General features: G+C 52.2%; 18 protein-coding genes. 7 read left to right on the forward strand and 11 right to left on the reverse strand.

Features of this window, described 5'->3' with window-relative positions:
• Positions 1-21: 21 nt before the first annotated feature.
• The 8 genes from NTD86_RS00155 to NTD86_RS00190 all read right to left on the reverse strand — a co-directional run bounded on the left by NTD86_RS00155 (position 22) and on the right by NTD86_RS00190 (position 10,224).
• On the reverse strand, positions 22-789 hold the full coding sequence (locus tag NTD86_RS00155) for an SDR family oxidoreductase (RefSeq protein WP_262200074.1): 768 nt from the start codon (positions 787-789) through the stop codon (positions 22-24).
• 744 nt (positions 790-1,533) lie between these two features.
• Positions 1,534-2,250 carry an ABC transporter ATP-binding protein gene (locus tag NTD86_RS00160; protein ID WP_262200076.1) on the reverse strand — a complete coding sequence of 239 codons (717 nt, stop codon included), beginning with the start codon at positions 2,248-2,250 and terminating at the stop codon, positions 1,534-1,536.
• Positions 2,247-3,122, reverse strand: coding sequence for an ATP-binding cassette domain-containing protein (locus NTD86_RS00165; RefSeq protein WP_262200097.1), 876 nt, complete (start codon positions 3,120-3,122; stop codon positions 2,247-2,249). Before NTD86_RS00165 ends, NTD86_RS00160 begins: the two co-directional genes overlap by 4 nt.
• A gap of 11 nt (positions 3,123-3,133) precedes the next feature.
• Positions 3,134-4,417 (reverse strand): high-affinity branched-chain amino acid ABC transporter permease LivM, encoded by a 1,284-nt coding sequence (livM, locus tag NTD86_RS00170; RefSeq protein WP_262200078.1) that lies wholly within the window; start codon positions 4,415-4,417, stop codon positions 3,134-3,136.
• Positions 4,418-4,419: 2 nt separating this feature from the next.
• The gene (locus NTD86_RS00175) at positions 4,420-5,334 is read right to left on the reverse strand and encodes an ABC transporter permease subunit (protein WP_262200079.1); all 915 of its coding nucleotides are present in this window, start codon (positions 5,332-5,334) and stop codon (positions 4,420-4,422) included.
• Positions 5,335-5,500: 166 nt separating this feature from the next.
• Positions 5,501-6,637 carry a branched-chain amino acid ABC transporter substrate-binding protein gene (locus NTD86_RS00180; RefSeq protein ID WP_262200080.1) on the reverse strand — a complete coding sequence of 379 codons (1,137 nt, stop codon included), beginning with the start codon at positions 6,635-6,637 and terminating at the stop codon, positions 5,501-5,503.
• A gap of 329 nt (positions 6,638-6,966) precedes the next feature.
• Positions 6,967-8,250 carry an NAD(P)/FAD-dependent oxidoreductase gene (locus NTD86_RS00185; RefSeq protein ID WP_262200081.1) on the reverse strand — a complete coding sequence of 428 codons (1,284 nt, stop codon included), beginning with the start codon at positions 8,248-8,250 and terminating at the stop codon, positions 6,967-6,969.
• Between the two features lie 483 nt (positions 8,251-8,733).
• On the reverse strand, positions 8,734-10,224 hold the full coding sequence (locus NTD86_RS00190) for an aldehyde dehydrogenase family protein (protein ID WP_315974715.1): 1,491 nt from the start codon (positions 10,222-10,224) through the stop codon (positions 8,734-8,736).
• Positions 10,225-10,579: 355 nt separating this feature from the next.
• Here NTD86_RS00190 and NTD86_RS00195 point away from each other — a divergent pair, with 355 nt between their 5' ends.
• The 5 genes from NTD86_RS00195 to NTD86_RS00215 are packed head-to-tail and all read left to right on the forward strand — an operon-like array spanning position 10,580 to position 16,714.
• Complete coding sequence (locus NTD86_RS00195; RefSeq protein ID WP_262200083.1) at positions 10,580-11,860, forward strand: metallophosphoesterase; 1,281 nt, start codon at positions 10,580-10,582, stop codon at positions 11,858-11,860.
• A gap of 15 nt (positions 11,861-11,875) precedes the next feature.
• Complete coding sequence (locus NTD86_RS00200; RefSeq protein WP_262200084.1) at positions 11,876-12,943, forward strand: GTPase-associated system all-helical protein GASH; 1,068 nt, start codon at positions 11,876-11,878, stop codon at positions 12,941-12,943.
• On the forward strand, positions 12,940-13,884 hold the full coding sequence (locus tag NTD86_RS00205; protein WP_262200086.1) for a TRAFAC clade GTPase domain-containing protein: 945 nt from the start codon (positions 12,940-12,942) through the stop codon (positions 13,882-13,884). Before NTD86_RS00200 ends, NTD86_RS00205 begins: the two co-directional genes overlap by 4 nt.
• Positions 13,881-14,765 (forward strand): TRAFAC clade GTPase domain-containing protein, encoded by an 885-nt coding sequence (locus NTD86_RS00210; RefSeq protein ID WP_262200088.1) that lies wholly within the window; start codon positions 13,881-13,883, stop codon positions 14,763-14,765. The genes NTD86_RS00205 and NTD86_RS00210 overlap by 4 nt, the downstream gene beginning before the upstream one ends.
• On the forward strand, positions 14,741-16,714 hold the full coding sequence (locus NTD86_RS00215) for a hypothetical protein (RefSeq protein ID WP_262200090.1): 1,974 nt from the start codon (positions 14,741-14,743) through the stop codon (positions 16,712-16,714). The genes NTD86_RS00210 and NTD86_RS00215 overlap by 25 nt, the downstream gene beginning before the upstream one ends.
• An 825-nt stretch (positions 16,715-17,539) precedes the next feature.
• Here the strand turns inward: NTD86_RS00215 and NTD86_RS00220 are convergent.
• Positions 17,540-17,788 carry a helix-turn-helix domain-containing protein gene (locus NTD86_RS00220; protein WP_262200092.1) on the reverse strand — a complete coding sequence of 83 codons (249 nt, stop codon included), beginning with the start codon at positions 17,786-17,788 and terminating at the stop codon, positions 17,540-17,542.
• A 674-nt stretch (positions 17,789-18,462) separates the two neighbouring features.
• On the opposite strand from NTD86_RS00220, the gene NTD86_RS00225 reads away from it, so the two are divergent.
• A complete protein-coding gene (locus tag NTD86_RS00225) occupies positions 18,463-19,857 on the forward strand; it encodes a DEAD/DEAH box helicase (protein ID WP_262200094.1) in 1,395 nt (464 codons plus the stop codon).
• A 68-nt stretch (positions 19,858-19,925) separates the two neighbouring features.
• Positions 19,926-20,189 carry an antitoxin Xre/MbcA/ParS toxin-binding domain-containing protein gene (locus NTD86_RS24280; RefSeq protein ID WP_410016928.1) on the forward strand — a complete coding sequence of 88 codons (264 nt, stop codon included), beginning with the start codon at positions 19,926-19,928 and terminating at the stop codon, positions 20,187-20,189.
• A 474-nt stretch (positions 20,190-20,663) separates the two neighbouring features.
• Here NTD86_RS24280 and NTD86_RS00230 read toward each other — a convergent pair whose 3' ends face one another.
• Entirely contained in the window at positions 20,664-21,557 is an 894-nt protein-coding gene (locus NTD86_RS00230) for a hypothetical protein (RefSeq protein ID WP_262200096.1), read from the reverse strand.
• Positions 21,558-21,981: 424 nt separating this feature from the next.
• The coding region (locus NTD86_RS00235; protein WP_315974716.1) for a hypothetical protein at positions 21,982-22,335 on the reverse strand (354 nt) is incomplete at its 5' end.

A 22,335-nucleotide genomic window follows, 5' to 3' on the forward strand; every position in this document is an offset into this window, starting at 1 on the left:
TCCCCACCGCAGAGGGTTACCTCAGTCTTTGGCCTTGCGCTCAATCGCAAAACCACTCCACGACTGAGTCACCGGCATCAGCTCAAGGCGGTTGATGTTGACGTGCGCCGGGGTGTTGAGCACCCAGAAAATCGTGTCGGCGATGTCTTGCGGTTGGATCGGCTCTGCACCCTGGTAGGTCGCGTCGTAACGCGCCTGATCACCGGCAAAACGCACCAGCGAGAACTCGCTTTCACACAGGCCCGGCTCGACGTTGCTGACCCGCACGCCCGTGCCCTGCAAATCGCAGCGCAGGTTCAACGAGAACTGCTTAACAAAGGCTTTGGTGCCGCCGTACACGTGGCTACCCGGGTACGGGTAACTGCCGGCAACCGAACCGAGGTTGACGATGCCAGCACCACGACCGTAGGCAATCAAGCGTGGCAGCAGCAGGCGGGTGGTGTAGATCAGGCCCTTGATGTTGGTGTCGACCATGGTTTCCCAATCGTCGAGGTCGCACTTGGGCGCCGGGTCAGTGCCCAGGGCCAAACCTGCGTTGTTGATAAGTCCACGCAGCTTGTTGAACGAAGGCGGCAGGTTGGCGATAGCGTGCTCCATGGCGGCACGATCACGCACATCCACCACCAGGCCATGCACTTCGGTGTGTTGCGACAATTCTTCACAAAGCGCGTTCAGACGCTCTTCGCGGCGGCCAGTGAGGACCAGTTTCCAACCAGCTTGCGCAAACGTACGCGCGCAGGCCTCACCAAATCCGGAAGTCGCGCCGGTAATAAACAGCGTGGAAGTCATCGTGTTCTCCTTGGCTGACGGGCTTGAGCCGCCGTTGAAATAAGATCCAGAGCAGAATGCCCGGCTCGCGACCCCGCATCAAGGCCGTCCCGCTGTACGAAAAATGAACAAACCTTTGTAGGCCAGGCCCTGTACGGGCTAGCGCTGTTTACACTCATCTTATCCACAGCCCCGCCCACAGTCTTTGGGGGCAACTCGAAAGCCGTCGAAGCCTTTATGCACACGGCCTGCAGCGTCACTTGAAGTGTTTTTAACTTGACCAGAACAGCCCGGGCATGCAAACGCCCCAAAAGGGTGCAGAACAGTTACAGCTCATCGATAGCCAGAAGCCAGTTACTACGCCGCCTACCGCGTTCTTTCCAGAGTTTAATCACAGACTTATCCACAGGCAGGCGACAGGTTTTTGAAAGGCCGCACAGGCCAATAAACCTGTTGACAAATCACGTAGAACGCCCCGTAAAAATAGCTGATCAAAAAACAGCCATCAGCCTGGACGCCTTGTAAATCGTGGGCTATAGCCAACTACTCCCACGTTACCCACAGCCACCTCCACAGCAAACGGGGACAAGTCAAAATGATGACAAAACAGGGATTTATAGCGTCTATATGTCGCGCTTTCGTAGGGTTGCAATATTGTTTTCCACAATGCGCGGCATCCCCTGCAGGAGCGAGCTTGCCTCGCGATCTTTTTAAAAACTCAAAAGATCGCGAGACAAGCTCGTTCCTGCATACAGGTGTGGTTGCTTAGTGCCCGCCCAGGTAGGCGCTGCGCACTTCTTGGTTGCTCAGCAGGTCCTTGCCGGAGCCGGTCAGACGGATTTCGCCGTTGACCATCACATAGGCCCGATCCGACAAGCGCAACGCATGGTTGGCGTTTTGCTCGACCAGAAAAATGGTCATGCCGGTCTTGGCCAGTTCACGCAAGGTGGCAAAGATCTGTTTCACCACAATCGGCGCCAGCCCCAGGCTGGGTTCATCCAGCAACAACAGCTTGGGACGACTCATCAATGCACGGGCGATGGCGAGCATTTGCTGCTCGCCGCCCGACATGGTCATGGCCCGCTGGGTGCGCCGTTCCTTGAGCCGCGGGAACAGGTCATACATACGCTGCATGTCTTCGCTGGCGTGTTTGTCGCCGATGGGGATGGTGCCCATCATCAGGTTTTCTTCCACCGTCATGTCGGGAAACACCCGCCGCCCTTCCGGGGATTGGGCAATGCCGTTGGAGGCAATGTAGTGCGAGGACTTTTGGGTAATGTCCACGCCCCGGTAAAGAATGTGCCCACCGCTGGCGCGGGGCTGACCGAAGATCGACATCAGCAGCGTAGATTTGCCCGCGCCGTTGGAGCCGATCAGGCTCACGGTTTCGCCTTCGTCGATGTGCAGCGAAACTTTTTTCAGGGCCTGAATCGGCCCGTAATGCACATCCAGTTCCTTGAGTTCGAGGATCGGGCTCGTCATATCAGCTCCTCTTCGTCAGCACCGAGGTAGGCGGCAATCACTTTAGGGTCGTTGCGAATCGCTTCCGGCCCACCCTCGGCGATCACGTTGCCGTGGTCGAGTACCACGATGTGATCAGAAATACTCATGACCATGCCCATGTCGTGCTCAATCAGCACCACCGTCAAGTCGTGCTCATCGCGCAGCAGCCGGATCATGGCGCTCAAGGCTTCGGTTTCCTGTGGGTTGAGCCCCGCCGCAGGCTCATCAAGGCAGATGATTTGCGGGCGGGTGCACATGGCCCGGGCGATTTCCAGGCGCCGTTGCTGACCGTAGGACAATTCACCAGCCAGGCGGTTGGCACAGTCCACCAGATCGACCACTTCGAGCCAGTAAAAGGCATGGTCGAGGGCGTCGCTTTCCGACTTGCGATAGCCCTTGGTGTTGAGGATGCCCGCCAGCAGGTTGCGGTTGACCCACATGTGCTGCGCCACCAGCAGGTTTTCCAGCACGGACATTTCCTTGAACAGCCGAATGTTCTGGAAAGTGCGCGCCAAGCCTGCGCGGTTGACCAAGTGAGTGCCGCCGAACATTTTGTAGAACAGGCGGCTGGCAAAGGTTTTGGGCGAGATGAAGTCGGTGAGCTTGAACGGCTCGCCGAGCAGTTTGATCACGTTGGTGTGGGCACCCCGAGCGGTGATTTCGATCTTGCCACCGGTGGCCTTGTAAAACCCGGTCAGACAGTTGAAGACCGTGGTTTTACCTGCGCCGTTGGGGCCGATCAAAGCAAAGATCGAGTTGCGTTTGACCTTGAGGCTGACGTCACTCAGGGCTTTGATCCCGCCGAAGTGCATCATCAGTTTGTCGACTGACAGCACCACGTCTTTGTCCATCGAAAGATTGCTCATGGCGCCACTCCTTTGCGTGGTGTTACCCCGACACGGCTGATACGGATCAAGCCGCGCGGTCGCCAGATCATCATCAGCACCATCAGCACGCCAAACAGCAACACACGGTATTCGGCAAAGCTGCGCAGCAGTTCCGGGGCCACGGTCAGGACGAATGCGGCAATCACTACGCCCACTGTCGAGCCCATGCCGCCGAGCACAACGATTGCGAGGATCAGCGCCGACTCAAAAAAGGTAAATGAGGACGGGTTGACGAAACCTTGGTAGCTGGCGAAAAACACCCCAGCCAGGCCGGCGGTCGACGCCCCGAGGGTGAACGCCGAAAGCTTGACCAGCACGTGGTTCAGGCCCATGGCGCGGCAGGCGATTTCGTCTTCGCGCAGGGCTTCCCACGCTCGGCCAATCGGCATGCGGGTCAGGCGATGCTTGATGTAGAGCACCAGCAAGACCACCAGAAACAGCACGATGTAGATGAACAGGAATTTGACGTTGGGGTTGTAGTCCAGACCGAAGAACTGATGGAACGGCACCCCGCCCTCTTTGGCCACGCGGCCGAATTCCAGGCCCATGAACGTTGGTGACGGCACCGGCATGCCGTTCGGCCCACCGGTAAACGACAGCCAGTTGTTGAGCACCAGACGGATGATTTCCCCAAAACCCAGGGTCACGATGGCCAGGTAGTCGCCGTGCATGCGCAACACCGGGAACCCGAGAATACACCCCGCCATCGCCGCCGCAATCGCCGCCAGCGGCAGCACCGACCAGAACCCCAGCCCCAAGTACTGATAGCCCAGCGCCAGTCCGTAGGCGCCGATGGCGTAGAACGCCACATAACCCAAGTCGAGCAGCCCCGCCAGGCCCACCACGATGTTCAGCCCAAGGCCCAGCAATACGTAGATCAGGCCCAGAATGACCACGGTCAAAATGTATTTATTGGCGAAAAACGGGAACACGATGGCAATCACGATCAACAGCGGGATGATCCAGCGCAGCCGCGATTTGTAGTCCGGCGGCAATACGTGCACGCCCGAACCGGTGGACTCAAAGCTGTGGAGAATCTTCAGGCCTCTGGGCGTTTGCAAGAACAGGCTCAGGGCAAAGCGCCCGACCATGACAATCGCCACCAACCAGCCGACCCGCGCTGGTTGCAGATTAAAGCTGTAGCCGTCGAGCACGACCCCCACGATGGGACCGAACACAATCAATGAGATCAACCCCGCCAGGATCGAATCGACGACGCTCTTTTTGATATCAATCGGTTTATTAATGGCTGCAGACATACTCACACCTTCGCCACGAGTGGACGACCCAGCAGGCCTTGGGGACGGAAAATCAGAATCACCACCAGCAGTGAGAAGCTGAACACGTCCTTGTAGTCCGAGTTAATCAACCCGGCAAACAGCGATTCGGACACCCCCAGGATGATCCCCCCGAGCATGGCGCCGGGTAGCGAGCCAATCCCGCCAAGTACCGCTGCAGTGAATGCTTTGATACCGATAATGAAGCCGGCATAAAAGTCGAAGGTGCCGTAGTTCATGGTGATCAGCACACCGGCCAACGCCGCCATGGCCGCCCCGATGACAAACACGTAGGAGATCACGCGATCTGTGTTGATCCCCAGAATCGAGGCCATTTTGCGGTCTTGTTGCGTAGCCCGGCACATGCGGCCCAGTTTGGTGTACTTGATGATGTAGGTCAGCAGGCCCATGCCGGCGAACGCGGCAATCAAGATAAAGACCTTGGTGTAGGTGAGTTGCACAAAGCCGGTGCCAATATCGACGCGCCATGCGCCGCTGAGCAGCGTCGGCACACCTTGCTGGCGTGAGCCTTGGGCGATTTGCACGTAGTTTTGCAGAATCAGCGAAATTCCGATGGCGCTGATCAACGGCGCCAGCCGGGTAGAATTGCGCAGCGGTTTGTAGGCCACGCGTTCAATGACCCAGCCATACACGCCGGTGACCACCACGGTGAAGATCAGGGTGCCCAACATCAGTAATGGGAAGGATTCGATACCGAAGTACGCCAGCAGAGCCAGACTGATTGCCGCGAGGTAAGCGGAAATCATGTACACCTCGCCATGGGCGAAGTTGATCATGCCGATGATGCCGTAGACCATTGTGTAGCCGATGGCGATCAGGCCGTAGACAGACCCGAGGGTCAGGCCGTTCAGCAGTTGCTGCAGGAAAATACCGTCCATAACGCAATCTCACGCAGTTGAGCGATTGCGCAAACACACACCCGCCACACCGCCACAAAGCGGCCTTGGGTGATGCGGTTTACGCAGCTCCTGGAAAAAAGGCAGGTGGTGCAGATTGATTCCCGCTTGAACGGACGCACAGCGCCGTTCAAGCGAGCAGCTCATCTCACTTCTGCTGTTCCAGCTGGTGGTATTTGCCGTCCTTGTCCCACTGGTAAACCACGTAGTCAGAGACTTTGAGGTCGCCCTTGGCGTCCCACTCTTTCTTGCCCATCACGGTTTCGACAGGGTGGGCCTTGAGCCACTCGGCAGCTTTTTCACCTGAATTGGACTTGGCGCCATTAAAGGCATCGGCCAGGGCCTGGAGCGAGGCGTAGGCATACAGGGTGTAGCCTTCAGGCTCTTTGCCAGCTTTACGGAACTCCTCGACGACGGCCTTGCTGTCTGGCAGCAAGCGCGGGTCGGCGCCGAAGGTCATGTACACGCCGTCGACGTACTGTTTTCCGCCTGCGGTCGAAACCAGCTCGTCAGTTACCACGCCGTCGTCGGACATGAACTTCACGTCCTTGAGGCCCGCTTCACGCAGTTGACGAACCAGCGGGCCGGCCTCCGGGTGCAGCCCGCCGAAATACACGACGTCAGCGCCGGAAGCGCGGATTTTCGTCACCAGTGCGCTGAAGTCTTTCTCGCCGCGGGTCAGGCCCTCTTCAAGTACCGGCTTGAGGCCACGTTTAGTCAATTGCGCACTGGTGGCGTCGGCCAGGCCTTTGCCGTAAGTGTCTTTGTCGTTGATCACCGCGACTTTCTTGGCCTTGAGCACATCGACAATGTAGTCCCCGGCCACAATGCCTTGCTGGTCGTCACGCCCGCACATGCGGAACACGGCGGGCAGGTTACGCTCGGTGACCTGTGGGTTGGTGGAGCCTGGAGTGATCATGATCACCCCAGCATCGGCGTACACCTCAGACGCCGGAATGGTGTTGGAGGAACAGAAGTGACCGATCACCCCGACGACCTTGTCCTGGTCGACCAAGCGGTTGGCCACAGCCACCGCTTGCTTCGGTTCACAGGCATCATCCCCCGCCACCAGCACGATTTTCTCGCCGTTGATCCCACCCTTGGCGTTGATCACCTCGGCCGCCGCTTTCGCCCCGGTCATGTATTGCTCGCCAAATGCCGCATTGGCACCGGTCATCGGGCCTGCTACGCCAATTTTTACATCGGCCTGAACAAACGAAGAAACGCCCAACGCAGTTGCTACCGCGAGAGCCAGAAAACCTTTCCTGTAGAACGTCTGCGACATGAGGTGGTGCTCCTGAGTTTTTTTAGTTGGCACTGCGACTTCACATAAAGCGCTGAGCAAGGCGCGTGCCAGTGGTTTTTTATTCTTGGAAAAGCCGTTGTTTTATTGTTATGTCGACTGTTTCGAGCCCTTTTTCATTGGGCGTGCAACCATCTAAACCGAGGAAGGTAAAACCTTTTTTTGTTTAAGGTGCTACCTGCTGCAACAAATGTCGCAACCGGGCAGCTTTGCGCCGGACATCCTCCTTGTAACCCATCACGTCACCGATCTGCACACTCACGGTGCGTCTTTGCTACATGCCGCACCACCTGGGGTGGATAGACGATCATTCAAATCACGATTCTCAGGCATTGCCCGGCGTGATAAAGCGAAAAGCCCGCCTCGTACAAACAACTGCGCAACCCGGCGTGGGGCACCGTTTGCATGGTTGAAAACGGAATCGGCAGCGCTTTGGCGTCGCCATTGCACAAGTAATCAGCGAACGCTTTACCCACCACCGTACCCGTGGTCACGCCCCGGCCGTTGTAGCCGGTGACCGCCACCAGACCGGGCGCGGGTTCGAATAAACGCATCAAGTGGTCGGGGGTGAACGCGATACAACCGGTCCAGGTGCATTCCCACTCAACGTCTTTCAAATACGGGAAGTAATGCTGTTGCACGCGATCGGCCCATGCTTTCAGAAACCAGGCTGGCTTTTGATTGCCATTGCCCAGGCTGCCGAGCAATAAACGACCGTCGACGTCTCGACGAATGCTGCTGAGCACTTGGCGCGTGTCCCACGACCCTTGGCCGCCGGGCAAGATGCGTTTGGCGGCGTCATCGGTCAGGGGTTTTGAAGCCACTTGGTAGTAGTAACCGGGGAAAAAGTTACGCCGCAAGTCAGTCCATTCGCCTTCGGTGTAGGCGTTAGAGGCGAGTACCACCTGCTCGGCGTTGACCGCCCCACCTGCGGTTTGCACCGACCAGCGTGAGCCCTGCCGTTCCAGCCCGGTGACGGGTGAATGGTCAAACAGCCATCCTCCGAGATTGCTGGCAGTTTTCGCCAGCCCCGAGGTGTAGGCCATGGGATTAAGCGTGCCTGCGCGTCGGTCGAGCAAGGCGGCAGCAATTTTTGACGTGCCGGTGGCGGCTTCACAGGCGGCGCCGGTGAGCAGTTCTATGGGTGCTCCCCGGCGTTTCCATTGTTGCTCACGGCTGCGCAAGTCTGCTTCACCGCGGGCGTTGTGCGCCATGTGCAATGTGCCCTCGCGGCGTAACTGGCAGTCGATGCGGTACTTGTCGATCAGGCTGAACACCAGCGACGGTGCGGCGCCGAGCATGCGATTGAGCTGACTGCCGATGGCTTCGCCAAAGCCGGCTTCGATGTCATCTGGCGCAATCCACATGCCGGCGTTGACCAGACCGACGTTACGCCCTGAGCCGCCGTGGCCGGTGCGATGGGCTTCGAGTACGCACACGCTTTTGCCCTGTTCGAGCAAATGAATGGCGGCAGACAGGCCGGTGATCCCGGCGCCGATAACGCACACATCGGCGTTCAATTCGCCTTTAAAGCCAGGCGCTTGAGGACGTTGAGGTGTCAGGGTTTCCCATAAGCATTGTTCTTGTAATGGCATGCCAAGCTCCAAAGATGAAACCTAACCAGAATCAAAAGCCCCTCACCCTAGCCCTCTCCCGGAGGGAGAGGGGATCGACCGAGTCGGCTGTAAAACTCCTGCAACCTTAAAAACCCCGTCGACTATGGATTCCAAACAGCACTGTCAGAACGTAGAAGACTTGGACTATCCCCCGTTCGGCCCCCTCTCCCTCCGGGAGTAGGGATCGACCGGGTCGCTTGTAAAACTCCTGCGACCTTAAAAACCCGGTCGACTATGGATTCCAAACAGCACTGTCAGAACGCAGAAGACCTCGACTATCCCCCAATCGGCCCCCTCTCCCTCCGGGAGTAGGGATCGACCGGGTCGCCTGTAAAATTCCTGCGACCTTAAAAGCCCCGTCGACTATGGATTCCATATAGCACTGTCAGAACGCAGAAGACTTGGACTATCCCCCAATCGGCCCCCTCTCCCTCCGGGAGAGGGTTGGGGTGAGGGCAGGCTTCAGTCGAAAGTAATCCCCTGCGCCAACGGCAACTCCAACGAGTAGTTCACGGTGTTGGTCTGGCGCCGCATGTAACCGCGCCATGCATCGGAGCCAGACTCTCGGCCGCCACCGGTTTCCTTCTCGCCACCAAAAGCTCCGCCAATCTCTGCACCACTCGGGCCAATGTTGACGTTGGCAATACCGCAATCACTGCCCGTGGCCGACATGAACTGCTCGGCCTCGCGCACATCAGTGGTGAAGATGCACGACGACAAGCCTTGCGGCACGGCGTTGTTCAAGCGCAACGCCTCGGCAAAGTCGCTATACCCGACCACGTACAAGATCGGCGCAAACGTCTCGCTGCACACCACCTCGCTTTGCTCGGGCATTTCCACAATCGCCGGGGCCACGTAGTACGCATCTGGGTACTGGCTGGCCAATTGACGCTCGCCGCCAAACACTCGCCCGCCTTCGCTCAACGCTTGTTCCAGGGCGTTTTGCATGTTTTCAAAGCTGTGTCGGTCGATCAGCGGGCCGACCAGGTTGCCTTCCAGCGGGTGGCCAATGCGCACTTTGGAATACGCCGCCTTGAGTCGGGTAACGATGTCTTCTTTGACCGATTCATGGGCGATCAAACGGCGCAAAGTGGTGCAGCGCTGACCCGCAGTGCCCACGGCGCTGAACAAAATGGCGCGCACCGCCATGTCGAGATCGGCGCTTGGGCCGAGGATCATCGCGTTGTTGCCACCCAACTCAAGAATGCTGCGGGCAAAACGGGCAGCCACTTTAGGCGCTACCTCACGGCCCATGCGGGTGCTGCCGGTGGCACTGATCAACGCCACACGCGGGTCGTCGACCAGCGCTTCGCCCGCGTCACGGCCGCCAATGATCACTTGGCTCAGGTACTGAGGCGCGTCGTTGAAGGTACTGAGCACGCGATCAAACAGTGCCTGGCAGGCCAGCGCAGTGAGTGGCGTTTTTTCGGAAGGTTTCCAGATCACCGCGTTGCCGCACACCAGCGCCAGCGTGGTGTTCCACGCCCACACGGCAACCGGGAAGTTGAAAGCGCTGATCACCCCGACCACGCCCAGCGGGTGCCAGGTTTCACGCATGTGGTGGCCAGGGCGCTCCGAGGCAATGGTCAAACCGTAGAGCTGGCGCGACAGGCCGACGGCGAAATCGCAGATGTCGATCATCTCCTGCACTTCCCCCAGGCCTTCCTGGGTGATCTTGCCGGCTTCCCACGACACCAACTCGCCCAGGTCAGCTTTATATTCACGCAACAAGTCACCGAACTGGCGCACCAGTTCACCCCGGCGCGGTGCAGGGACCTTGCGCCAGGCTTCAAACGCATGCTCCGCACGGGTGACGTGCTGCTCGACCTGCGCGGCCCCTTCCCAGTGCACCGAACCTATCTGGCTGCCATCAATCGGTGTGTGAACCGGCTGCTTGCCGTGTTGGTACAGCGCAGGGTTGACGCCAAGACGATCCAGTAATGCAGCAACCATGGGGCACTCCTTAGACTCAAATAAAAGATTCTTTTGGGCTTTAGTTGTAGCTGCCCAACCCGCCGCTAACAAACGACCTTTAAGCGAGATATCATTCCGAAAATTCATGCTGCACGGGTAAAGTCGGCGCATAGGAAAGTTATCCGATAAGGTCATTGTTGACGCTCGAAGATGTCAACATCTTCTCCGTTCGCGATCGATCAAGCGGCCTGCAATGAAGATATTCTGACCGAGATTTCAAGCCCCAAGGTGACACGCTACGTAAGAGGCATCACCGAAACCCCAAGAAACAGAATTTCGGGATTCTCAGCGGAGAAAGGATTCGATAGCATACGAAAAACCAAGGAGTGGCCATATGCTATTGCTTCATCTTTCCGATATCCATTTCAGGAAATCTGAAATCGATACAGTCCAAGATCCAAATTTCCACCTACGCAACGAATTGTTAAGGGATGTTGGCCAGCAGCGCGTCAAACTTGGCGCAGTTGACGCTGTTATTATTTCTGGAGATATCGCATTCGCCGCCGCACCTGAGGAGTACGAATACGCTACGAATTGGCTTGCTAAGCTTTGCGATGTCGCAGGCTGCGATATGAAGTCAATCTTTGTCGTCCCAGGGAACCACGATGTGCTCCGCACCCATGCCGACCAAAACTTGGTCCAGCTTCTTCACAGTCAAATAAAAAACTCTCCGGATCCGCTTTGGCAAATTTCAAAACAGCTCGCAAATCGCGATGAAGCCAGGCTCTTGTATGGTGCCTTGGACAACTACAATCAATTTGCAGGACAGTTTTTTTGCAATCTACTCCCCCCCGATAGAACTCGAACAAGTCGTGACTTAACACTTAACGATGGCTCAACATTAAGACTTTGGGGATTGAACACTGCTTTGGTATCCAGCAGCCAGGATAAACAAAGAGACATGTTCGTTGATAGTGCTAGTTTTCAGATCACTCGCGAACCAGGTGTAACCAATCTCGTGATGGCCCACCACCATCTGTCTTGGCTTAGACAAGACCGCGAACTGGAAGACCACCTAAATGATGTGGCGCCTATACAGATATTCGGTCACGTGCACACCAATCGAATAGATCTGTACCGAGATCATATACGTCTGACAGCAAGCGCAACGCAACCTGAACGTGGCGAAACTGCATGGGAGCCTGGATACAATTTTATCCGTGTTTCTGTTAATGGTGAAAACTCATCTCGCGAACTCCGTATAAAAGCGCATGTTAGGGTATGGCAGACAGCGCCAGGAGGCTTCATTGCGAAAAGAGATCGAGGCGATTCAGATACTTTCGAGTTGACTATCCCCCTAGAAAGCTGGAGCTCACCAACACAGCCGCTGCCACTAACAACTGTTTCACATCCTTCATTGGCCTCCTCAATGACAGATGGAGCCGCTCCTTCAGAAGAGGAACAACCAGCCATCACGACCATGCGTGATGTTGCGCTTCGTTTCTTCCGGCTTTCGTTCAGCAAAAAATCTGAAATTGCGGGAAGACTTCAACTTCTCGAAGCCGAAGACATGACCCTTCCAGACCACGAGCGCTTCACACAAGTCATCATAAGAGCTCACGAGCGTGGGCAGCTAGAACTTCTCAAGCAGGCAGTGCTTGAAGCAGAACGATAAATAAGAGGAAAACAAATGACTAGCATGACGTTCGCTGACCGCTACGCTTCTGCTGGGCTAGCACCCAACCCAACCCTGATTGCGTCTCGCCAAGAGCCAGCCAAGCGGATCGTGGAAAATATTACAAATGATCAAATTTTTGGTTTGGTTGGAAGATACTACGGCATACATGATTTCGATTTTTCTTGGTTCAGAGATGAATTTCAAAAAGATGACCCAAGCTTCAGTCTAATCAACAACGAGAACGAGACCGTTCTACTCTCTGCTCTAGTACTGAGTGATTTAGTAGAAAATGAAGAGGCTGTAGCCATACTCGCCTTGATATCTTGCTCCGCAGCGGGGCTGCGCACTCCAGTAGACTGTACCTGGCTGCTTCAACTCGCGAAACAAAAGCGAATAAATCTTTCAGTCGAAGATAGGAAGCCCATTAAGTTCACACCGAAAGTCAGTAGCACACAGACGATAAAACTTAAAGAAGAAGTCGCAGCCCTAGCTGAAAACGATTGGGCAACCTTGATTGCAATCCTCGGAAAAATCCGTACGGAAAGCCAGCAGTCAATGTCTAACATGTCGACCCAAGCTACAAATGCCCTAGTAGCACTGAAAGAAGAAAACGAGTACCTGAGAGAAGAGTCTCAGATGTTGTGGTGGATATTCGGAGGCCATAGCTCATCACTGAAAGCAAGCTTCAGCACCTTTACCCCACATCAGACTGCATTCGTTGGCTCTATTGACCTAGGGATACTAACAACCTCTAATTATGGGCCAATTGCTGCTTCGGCAATGTTAGAACGTGTACTAAGCCTATCTAAACGTCCAAAGGGCGCCCAGAGCACTGAACTCAGCAAAGTACTCGACAGCTTCTCTAAAGCTGACTTGCAGCGGCTGGAGATAAATCACTCTAAACTGCCAGCCCGCATCGCACCGATCGCAACAGCTCTTGAGCTGGCTCGGACTTTAGGAGTAGGTGCATGGGGTAATTTGTTCCAAGAAAAAACAGGCTTAGATGCCACGGTGACGCTTGACCCACTTGATCTGGCTGAGCAGCTCTATTGCGAACATCTACTGGGGCAACACCTGTGACTGAGCCATTAGACGACATAGATGAATTAGACGAAGACCTGGATGTATTTGAACAGTCTCCAGAGGAGGTTTCGCAAAGCCTTAATGCTTTACGCGAACTGCCCCAAGCAACCCTATTATCTGTGGAAGATGCAGACGCACTATTGCGCTGGCGGCGAGCATCTATTGTTGCAATCATAGGTGAGAGGAATGGTGGAAAAACAACACTAATTTCAGAAATATATGCACAGTTCCTCAAAGGACAATTTGCAGACTTGATGTTTTCTCACAGCCTCAGCTTGATGGGCTTTGAAGAAAAAAGTTTCCAATCCAGATCCGAGTCAGGACTTGAAGTTCCTGACACACCAAGAACTTCAGCACAAGAAGGCCTCCGTTTCTTCCACCTACAGATTGCGGACCCACTATCCAACTTAAAGAAGCAAGACCTACTTATATCCGAGCGAGCTGGTGAAACTTACAAAGACATCCGAGACAAGCCTGAGATAGCCGCGAGCCTGCTAGAAATCACCAAATCTGAAATCATCGCACTAATAATTGACGGCGAGCGCGTATGCAACCCTCGTGAAAGAGCTGAGGTTTTCGCATCAATCCGAAATATCGCAAGAGCACTTGTAGAATCGGAGTGCATCCAACCAGAAGCCCGAATACAACTAGTCACGACAAAATTCGACTTACTGAAAGGAGAAACTTACCCCAAAGCTCTTGAAGCGCTCGTAAACTTTGAAGAAGCCATTTTAAAGATATTGGAAAATAGATACCACCTTTCTACGTATCACGTGGCTGCAAGGGATCCTAAGCGGCGCATGGGACCTGCACATGGCGTTGCGGAGTTGCTTAGATCTTGGCTACAGCCTAAAGTAGCAGCACCTGGTAGCAGTCTGAAAATTCCAGCTCTAGTAAGCGAGTTCGACAAATTAGCACTCAGAAGGACCTCGAATTGAACGCCAATTTCGTCATCATGGGTCTACCTGCCTCTGGTAAGACTACCTTTCTTGCAGCTCTATGGCACCTTATCGAGTCTCAAGAAACGGACTGCCGTCTAACCATGGATGGCTACAGAGGAGACTTGGTCTATCTGAGGCTAATTTCCACTGCATGGCGCACATTCAAGGAAGTGCCTCGCACTTCGCAGGTTGGAAATACTGATGTCGTAATTTATTTAAAAGACCGCGAAAGTGGCGCCCGTGGGACTGCTTTGTTCCCAGATTTAGCAGGCGAGACCTTTGAGCTTCAAGTAGAAGAGCGCAAGTGCCGCCCCGAATTCATTGAGCAAGCTATTGCTGATGATGGTGTTCTATTCTTCGTGAATGCCAACCTTAAGGAAGATGGCCTGACTATTAATGAGCTAAACGCTAGGATCCCAGAAGCCGAACAGGATGCGGACCATGCCGATGGCGCTCAGCATGAAGCGGCTCAACCCATTCAAACACCTGAATGGCAACCTAAATATGCTCCAGCACAAGTAAAAATTGTGCAACTCTTGAGCGATTTCCTCAGGGCACCTTTTACAAGCCGCCGCAGGCGTTTGGCTTTGATGATTTCGGCTTGGGATCTCGCAAGAGATCAACACTTAACGCCAGATGCATGGCTGGCAGTAAACATGCCATTAGTTGATCAGTTTCTGAGGTCAAATCCTGAGTTGTTCGAGCATAGGGTATATGGACTCTCTGCACAGGGTGTTAAACTTGATGATGATGACGCAGTTGAAGAAATAGCTGATATTACACCTAGCAAACGAATTCAGATTGTTGGCAAAGACATTGATGCCAACGAACACGACTTGACTAGACCCCTAGTTTGGCTGATGTCGACGGCAGTATGAAAATAGATCAAGCTTTGTTTGGCTATGATGGCGGACACAGGCTTCTGGCCAGTTCGTTACCCCTAGGACCTGATGCCCCACTCCTAACAGAGCTAAGTGACGTAGTACCCGGCTCGATTTTTGGCAATGGGGATGGTTATTGGACTGGACTACCTCTTCCTTCTCTAAAGAAATATGCACTATTACGTACTTGGCCTGCGCCAGAGATGCCGAGACCTGGGTGCGTTTGGACTCATGCATTACTGCTTGACCCTAAAATACTTGAGCTGTTCGAAGATCTCTCTATTCTCCAGAGCATGGCAAGCCGTCCAAAGAACATGCTAGATATGGAGCGATATAAGCATACGATTGAGATCCCGCCAACAAACCACAGCGCATCGCATTATCATTCTGACGAGGCACTAATTTCAGATTTAATTCTTAAGCTCTATGGGCAAAAAGAAGCAATTATAAAAACTGCCGTGCCGGGTGAACTAGTTGAACCACTATTTGCGGTCTGGTCCCAGCAGTGGCCGCGACTTCGGCGAAATTTTAAATTCCAAACAGCTCTCACTAGAAGCGCTGCGAGCACCAGCTCTGTCCGAATGGACATTACCACCACACTGGCCTCTTCAGCAGAAGTATCCAATGTCGCCCCTGAAAGGCCGGAGTGGGTATGCGCTGCACAGCAAGATGTATATGATGGCCACCGTGGGCCATTACGATCATTCCTGCGAAAATATGGAAGTGATGTAAAAAGGCAGAAAGCATCGTTCAGACCTTTAGTCCAGCTGAGCCTACTTGATCATAAGTCAACAACAGATGTATCTGGCAAAGTTTTACTGATACTCGAAAAATCCTTCCCTTCAGTGGAAGATGCTAAAAGGCTTAAGGAAGACCTTATAAATGGTGACTTGATTCCAAGTGCGCAACCTGGACTGGTAATTCATATATTAGCGAATGATTCAACTGACATTCTACCCACGCCAAATGTAAATGGCCTAGCTCGTATTGCCAACATTGATCCTAGAAGCTCAGTTGAACTGGTTGAAATTGCAGAACGGGCTATAGCATCGACCGCTCCAATTGGCTTGGCGATCCAGGACCTACTGATTAATAAAATTTCTATTTTTTCTCAAACTTGGCTTCTTGAAAACTCGACTAGCAACATTACAAAGTTTTTCTGTAAAAACAAACCGAGCTTAATTACAGAGCAAACACTCTACCGATTGAGCGATGACGACTTAATTTATGCTCTACCATACATCACCAACAGCCCTGACTCCTTGGCAGCAATTATGGGAATACTATTGTCTCGTGAAAGCAAAGAGCTTGCCACAATTCTATTTGATCTTACCCCACAAGAAACTGCATCCGCAGTCCTTAGCAGAGCGTCCGATTTTGGCTTGCCATCCAATAGTATTTGGATAACTGAGCTACTTAGGCGTCGTAATCTCTTGCTGGACTGTGATGTTCTCAAGTCAGCAACAACCCCAGACATAATCCTAGAATGCGTCAATGCGTTGGGCTGGCTTTCACCCGAGGTACTGAAGGCCGGGTGTGATCCATGGGCGAACGCGATTGCTGAATTAAATCCGAGCCTACTCAGCAAAAAAGAGGAGCATCTTGCAGCCTTCTTCACAGCCCTCGCCCTACACACAGGAAAACAGTCGGGACTGAGTGTTGTCGAACGTTTTTTCGATACCTTGCACTCAAAAATAATGAACTCCGACCTGAACCAAAAGACAGTAGACTTTCTTCTACCGCACTTGGCGAGCGTCGGATTTTTCAAAGGTTGGGACCTTGGCCTGCGACTGAGACTCAGCATCGTGGATGCCTATGTAAAGTATAATTGGCCACGAAACAGCTTTTTGAACCTCAGCCACAAAAAGAAAACTAGAATAATGCTTGCTGAGGCAGCGACAGAGACTGATGAGGGACATTATTACGCAGATGAGTCGCTACTGTAGAAACAATCAAAACGAGCAAATTTCGTTGCACTTGGCGCCAGCCTAGTGCAACTCAACACAAGCTGAGGCATTACTTTACACCTCATCTACATCAAACTTTTCTACTAACACACCCCAGACCAATTACAGCAACAACGGAAAGGCAATAGAATAGCAAACTCTTCTGCAGTCGTGTTTTACACGCCACATGAAAATTTACTTATTTACTCGTCGCCATACCCAACCTCCACTCGCAACCAAACTGGTACGATGCGAATGCCCGATATAGAGACCCTCGAGGTTGCTAGCGTCTATTATTCTTAACTGCAACGTCCCAAAATACGCGTGATGATCTTCTCGGTCATACCACTCACCTGTGATATACGAATTTTTAATCACACCAAACACACAGTAATTCTTACCCTTGGCATCAAATTCTGCATATATATAGCGACCAAATTGTTTTATGTACGTATAGCTGTGACGATCTACGACCGCTGTGAAATTTGGACTACCTGGCGCCTCCCACACTTGCTCCCATTTCCCCGCTAGCTTTGGCGGCTTATCTCTAAAGAATCCTCGGACTGGCAATCAGTGCAAATACTTTACAAAATAATGCGATAAGCTAAAGTCAAGCAATGTTTTAACAAGAAGCACAGAGCTAGGCGCAATCAGCCCCGTCACAATAACGTTCCAATCAATTGCGAGAGAAATCATCTTATTTTCTTAATCGACTCGTGTGTGCAATAACATACCTGACCCACAACTCCCTTGAAGCCAAGAAAGCTGTTATCAATATACTAAAGTTAAGCAACGAGCAGTCGAGACCGCCCGCTTTAGAGGATATTAGACGAGGGAGTCTGGATCACTACGCTTTCGAGAAAGCTCAGGCAGAAGGATTTGCGGGCGACAATTCAGATTTTCTGCCAAACGGTAAAGTTTTTCTACAGTCAGATTCACTTCACCTCTCTCAATCCTACCTACGTAGCTGCGGTCCATCCCACAGGCGAGTGCTAGAGCGTCTTGGGATAACCCAATCAACAATCTCTGCTCTCGGATATTTTGTCCCAGAGAGTGTGCTATCTCCTGCCGCATAACCGCCTCGCCTTACACAAGGCGAAACTATCGGTCGTTTACTGATCATCGCGCTACGGATTATAATCCGCATTTTGTGCCACTCTGCTAATCCTGGGTGCTTGTATGAAACCCGCGACATTTAAGCTAGACAGGTGCCTCTACGCCCTGCTCCAGGATGGAGATCTGCAACGTTTCACAATCCGACAGCTGCGGGATGCATACGCGAGCAAAAGCGGCTGCGTAGGATTTTCTACGAGCGGGCTTTGGCGATACGTTTACGACCAGGTCACACGATTGAAGCGCGTGGGCTGGGTCCGCCTAGATCCTGCTCGCCGCCGACGAGATCAACTCTATTTCGTGGAGGCAATCCCAGACTCGTTGAACGTTGACCTAGTGGATGGGCACTCATCTCGTACAGAGCTTTCCACTACCGAGCAGACGCCAGAGCTTTCCGCTGACTCCACTACCTCAATCTCAAAGCCAGTGTTGCGTCTTCAGGCACTAGCGAAAGAAATACGTCTTGACATGCTCTCCTCAGTTGGAGAAGCGGAGCGCTTCAAGCAGCTAATAGCCGAAATGCCTCAACTCAAGGCCCAGGTCGAGGACGACTACGTTGCAGCCAGAGATAGATCGTCACGCCTACTAGGCCATTTAAGAGCAGTAGAAAAGACGCTTAAGTTGTTGGTGAAAGAATGACAAAGCTTCGTACATGGCAACGTCTGTGCATTGACGCTGCCCTTCTCACTTATAGAGCGTCGCCACACTTTTTCTGTCAAGCAACTCCAGGGGCTGGCAAAAGCCGTATGGCAGCAGAAACTGCAAAACAATTGTTCTCACAAAATGCAATAGATTTCGTGCTCTGCTTTGGCCCATCCTGCCAAATCGTTAATGGGTTAGCCAAAACGTTCTCCAAGGTCTTGGGTAAACCATTTGACGGACGTCTAGGAGCCATAGGTGAAGCAATTACGTATCAAGCCATGGAGTTCCAGAGTGATTCGTTCTGGCAACTCTTAGATGATTATCGGGTTTTTGCCGTTTTTGACGAGATCCACCATTGCTCAGGAAATGAGCACACTCTTGGAAATTCGTGGGGGCACACCGTGCTTCAACGTATTCAGGATCGGGCAACTTACACACTTGCGCATTCAGGCACACCCTGGCGTTCAGATGAGCAAGCTATCGCTCTGGCTCGTTACTCAACCCCCCATGGATATCTAATTTGTGACTACCGGTATGGATTACGAGAATCCATTAATGATGGAGTATGCCGCACCCCACGCATAGCGCTCGTGGAAGTTAATAGTATTCGGGTAGAGACTGTCAGCGAAAGCACTCCGTCGATATCCGATTACTCCAGCATCGCAGAGCTGTTGAGTGACTCACCTGTTACTTTCGAAGATCTGATTTCCCATAATGATGTAGTAAAAGAAATTTTATCTTTAGGATGTCATCGGTTGAATAGCCTTCTATCAAGCGATCCAAGTGCTGGCGGCCTTGTCATTGCATCAAACGTTCATCATGCTTATCAAGTGGCCGCGGCACTCAGAAACATGAATGAGGAATGCCGGGTAGTTACCAATCGCACTACAGATGCACAATCAATTATTGATACATTTCGAAACGGCGCAGGTCGCTGGATCGTCGCGGTTGGTATGATCAGTGAAGGCACTGACATCCCGAGACTCCGAGTCTGTTGCTACCTGAGCAGAATCAGAACTGAACTCCATTATAGGCAAGTGCTTGGCCGTGTACTTCGGCGCACTGGGACCTTCGATGACCATGCGTGGCTTTATGTCCTAGCTGAACCATCACTGCTTCGCTTCTCACATCGGATCGCTTCAGACCTACCAGATGACTACGCAGTAGTAGATCTGATTCCTACTATCAATACAGACATAGTTGAACCAACTATGCTGATTGATCTATCTCAGTCCATTGAAGAACACGCCGTCAGTGATGAGGACATTATCCATACAGCCAAGGCTGAACGTAGAAACCTAACTCTCAATTCCGAAATAGATAATCATCGATGCCATCAAATCGATCTCACATCCGGCTTCAGAACTGAAATCCTATCAATCTATTGAGCTCGCTATCTTCTCCGACGCAATCAGATGCAGCAGACGTTATCCTTGTGCACTCACGGAGATTGTAAATGACCTACATAAGCTTTGTACCCTGCACTTCAACACCAACTGAATGTTGGAGTGCAGATCACTACAGTTACCTGGCAAGACTACACTATATTGTAACCAAGGCTCACCATGTACTTGGCAGCACAGAGATTGCGAAGTCATGGCTTATCAAGCCTGCGATCGCTCTTGGCCATAATCCACCTTACTCTCTACTAGCCGAGCAAACCGGATTCTCAGCAGTCAATGAACTCTTGATCCGAATCGAATATGGAGTATATACATAATTCTCGCTAGATTGTCGAAGCGCGTCACGATCCGGTGGTTCTCTTCCAGCCTGCCAAATATGTGCTTGGTAGTGTTGCGCTGCCGGTACTTGGACCGATCGCACAGTCCGATTAAGCCTGGCTTGGGTTAGCGCTGCATCGTGGCCAGCGGAATGACGGATTGCTTTCGGTCTTGCTCGCAGTAGCGGCATCGTGTTTCGGCGTCGTATCTGCTAGCAAACAACCATTTGCAGCGCTTATCTCGTCACGAAGCCCCCAGAGCACAGCGTCCCGCTTTAGAAGGCCTGGAGTTTTGGTAAATAGATCATCAACCTCTGCTCAGGCCTCATCCGAAAACTCTTAACGCTTTGCCATCACAGAGTTCTTCCGTCGATGGCTGGGGATTCTACAAAATTCTCAGCATTCGAGAGCGATTGTAGGGCTTCTCAGGATTTCGTACATAGCCTAATCAACCCGCCCAAAACGCCAAGAGCGTCACTCGTAGTAATGACTACAGTCGTGACTACAGTAGATATGCTGATCTCTTTCCACCGGAGGCGTTTCACTCGGATGGAAAAATTCTTCGCAGTAGCTGCATTTAAACATGCGGGTATTGACACCGCACTCCAAGCACTTCCCCACATAAGTCTGACACTCCTGCGGATTTAAAATATCAATCAAATAGGCTCTATCACCACACCTATAACAATCCAACAAATTAGTTTGAAATTCAATGTTCACTTGTCCAAAGCAAGTCAAGCAAATAAGGGCCTCATCAAAGCAGTCATCTATTTGAAATGCCTCGCCACTGACCATGGAATCAGCTTGGCAATGTATGCAAGTAAATAAGGGAGTATCAGCAGTACAAATTAGGTCTTGAACAAACTCATGCACACCCTCGCGCCATGCCTTCATTCGCGCTAGTCCCGAAGGCATTTTCAATTGACTGAATAGCTCTTTGCCGAAATGGAACCGCGAAATGGCATGCATAAAGAAAAAAGAGCGAACCACAATTTTCGCCAGCTCCGCATCCGGCAAAGTTAGCTGCCCTCGATGCACCAATGCATTCCTACAGTGGATCAAATTTTTAAACTCAGTCTTCCCACCCAGATTCAGACGATGTGTATTGAAGTAATGATTGAGGATTTGTGCAAAATCAACGTAGTCGTTCGCAGCAACGCCATTCTTGATCTTCGTGATATCCTTCACTTTGCCCGAGCTCGTAAAATAATATTTGAAGAAAAGCTCTAGGGCTATTTGGGAATTAACCGCAGCGAATTTAAATTTTTTGGGATCATTGGCTGCTTCTTTAAACAGCTGAAGTGAAAAGCATGCAAACTCTATGTATGCGGTTTCGAGTTCTTCAGCGGAGGGAAGTGTTTTGCTCAAAGTAAAGACTCTTGATGGAAATGGATGATATCATTGAGCCACACCTGATTTTTCTTTTCAATCGATTGGTCAGCATAAGGTGCCGTTCTGTCCACTTGAGGCAGGTTCCAGTGAAATTTGGTGCTCGCTACGATCTGGCGGATTACACCAGGGCCTTTCAACCCCAGACAATCTCATCAACGCTGCAAACGCTTACACGTGGTATGACTGCGCCGAGTGAGGCCCCTTTACTACAGAATTTTACCAGATTCGTTCTCCAGTTAACTGAGACAATCGGTGAAGGCCTATCTCGATAAATTTTCTGCGGACTGTTGTTTAGCACTGAAAGCGGCATCTCAATTGACCACCTCTATAGTCAACGTATGCCAACACTGGTGCTTACGCTCATTAAGATGTCACGCTGCGTTCACCACACTAATATCGGCTAAATTTTTTTCCTAACCACGTAACGATATTCGTGCGGAGAAAATCGCCCTCCTGGACCGAACAGTAGCTGGGCAGTACAGCGTTCCAAGTAAGCCAAAGCGCGCTGAGAAACATAGCACTCGTAATACGACCGCTGTTCTGGCGGTACCACAGCGCGATTCTTAAGGCAAAGCTTGACCAGTTGACTCAGTAAATAGCCACGAACATCATACTCAGCGTCCACTGCTTGCAGCACTATTGTATAGCAAAACTGAAATTTTGGTATCGGATCACGACCACCTGGATGCAGTGTTAGATCGTTCATTTTGGCCTCCTGAGCAACAAAGATATACATTCGAACAACTTCGGCCAC

The sequence above is a fragment of the Pseudomonas sp. 7P_10.2_Bac1 genome (assembly GCF_025465935.1).
Classification (GTDB): Bacteria; Pseudomonadota; Gammaproteobacteria; order Pseudomonadales; family Pseudomonadaceae; genus Aquipseudomonas.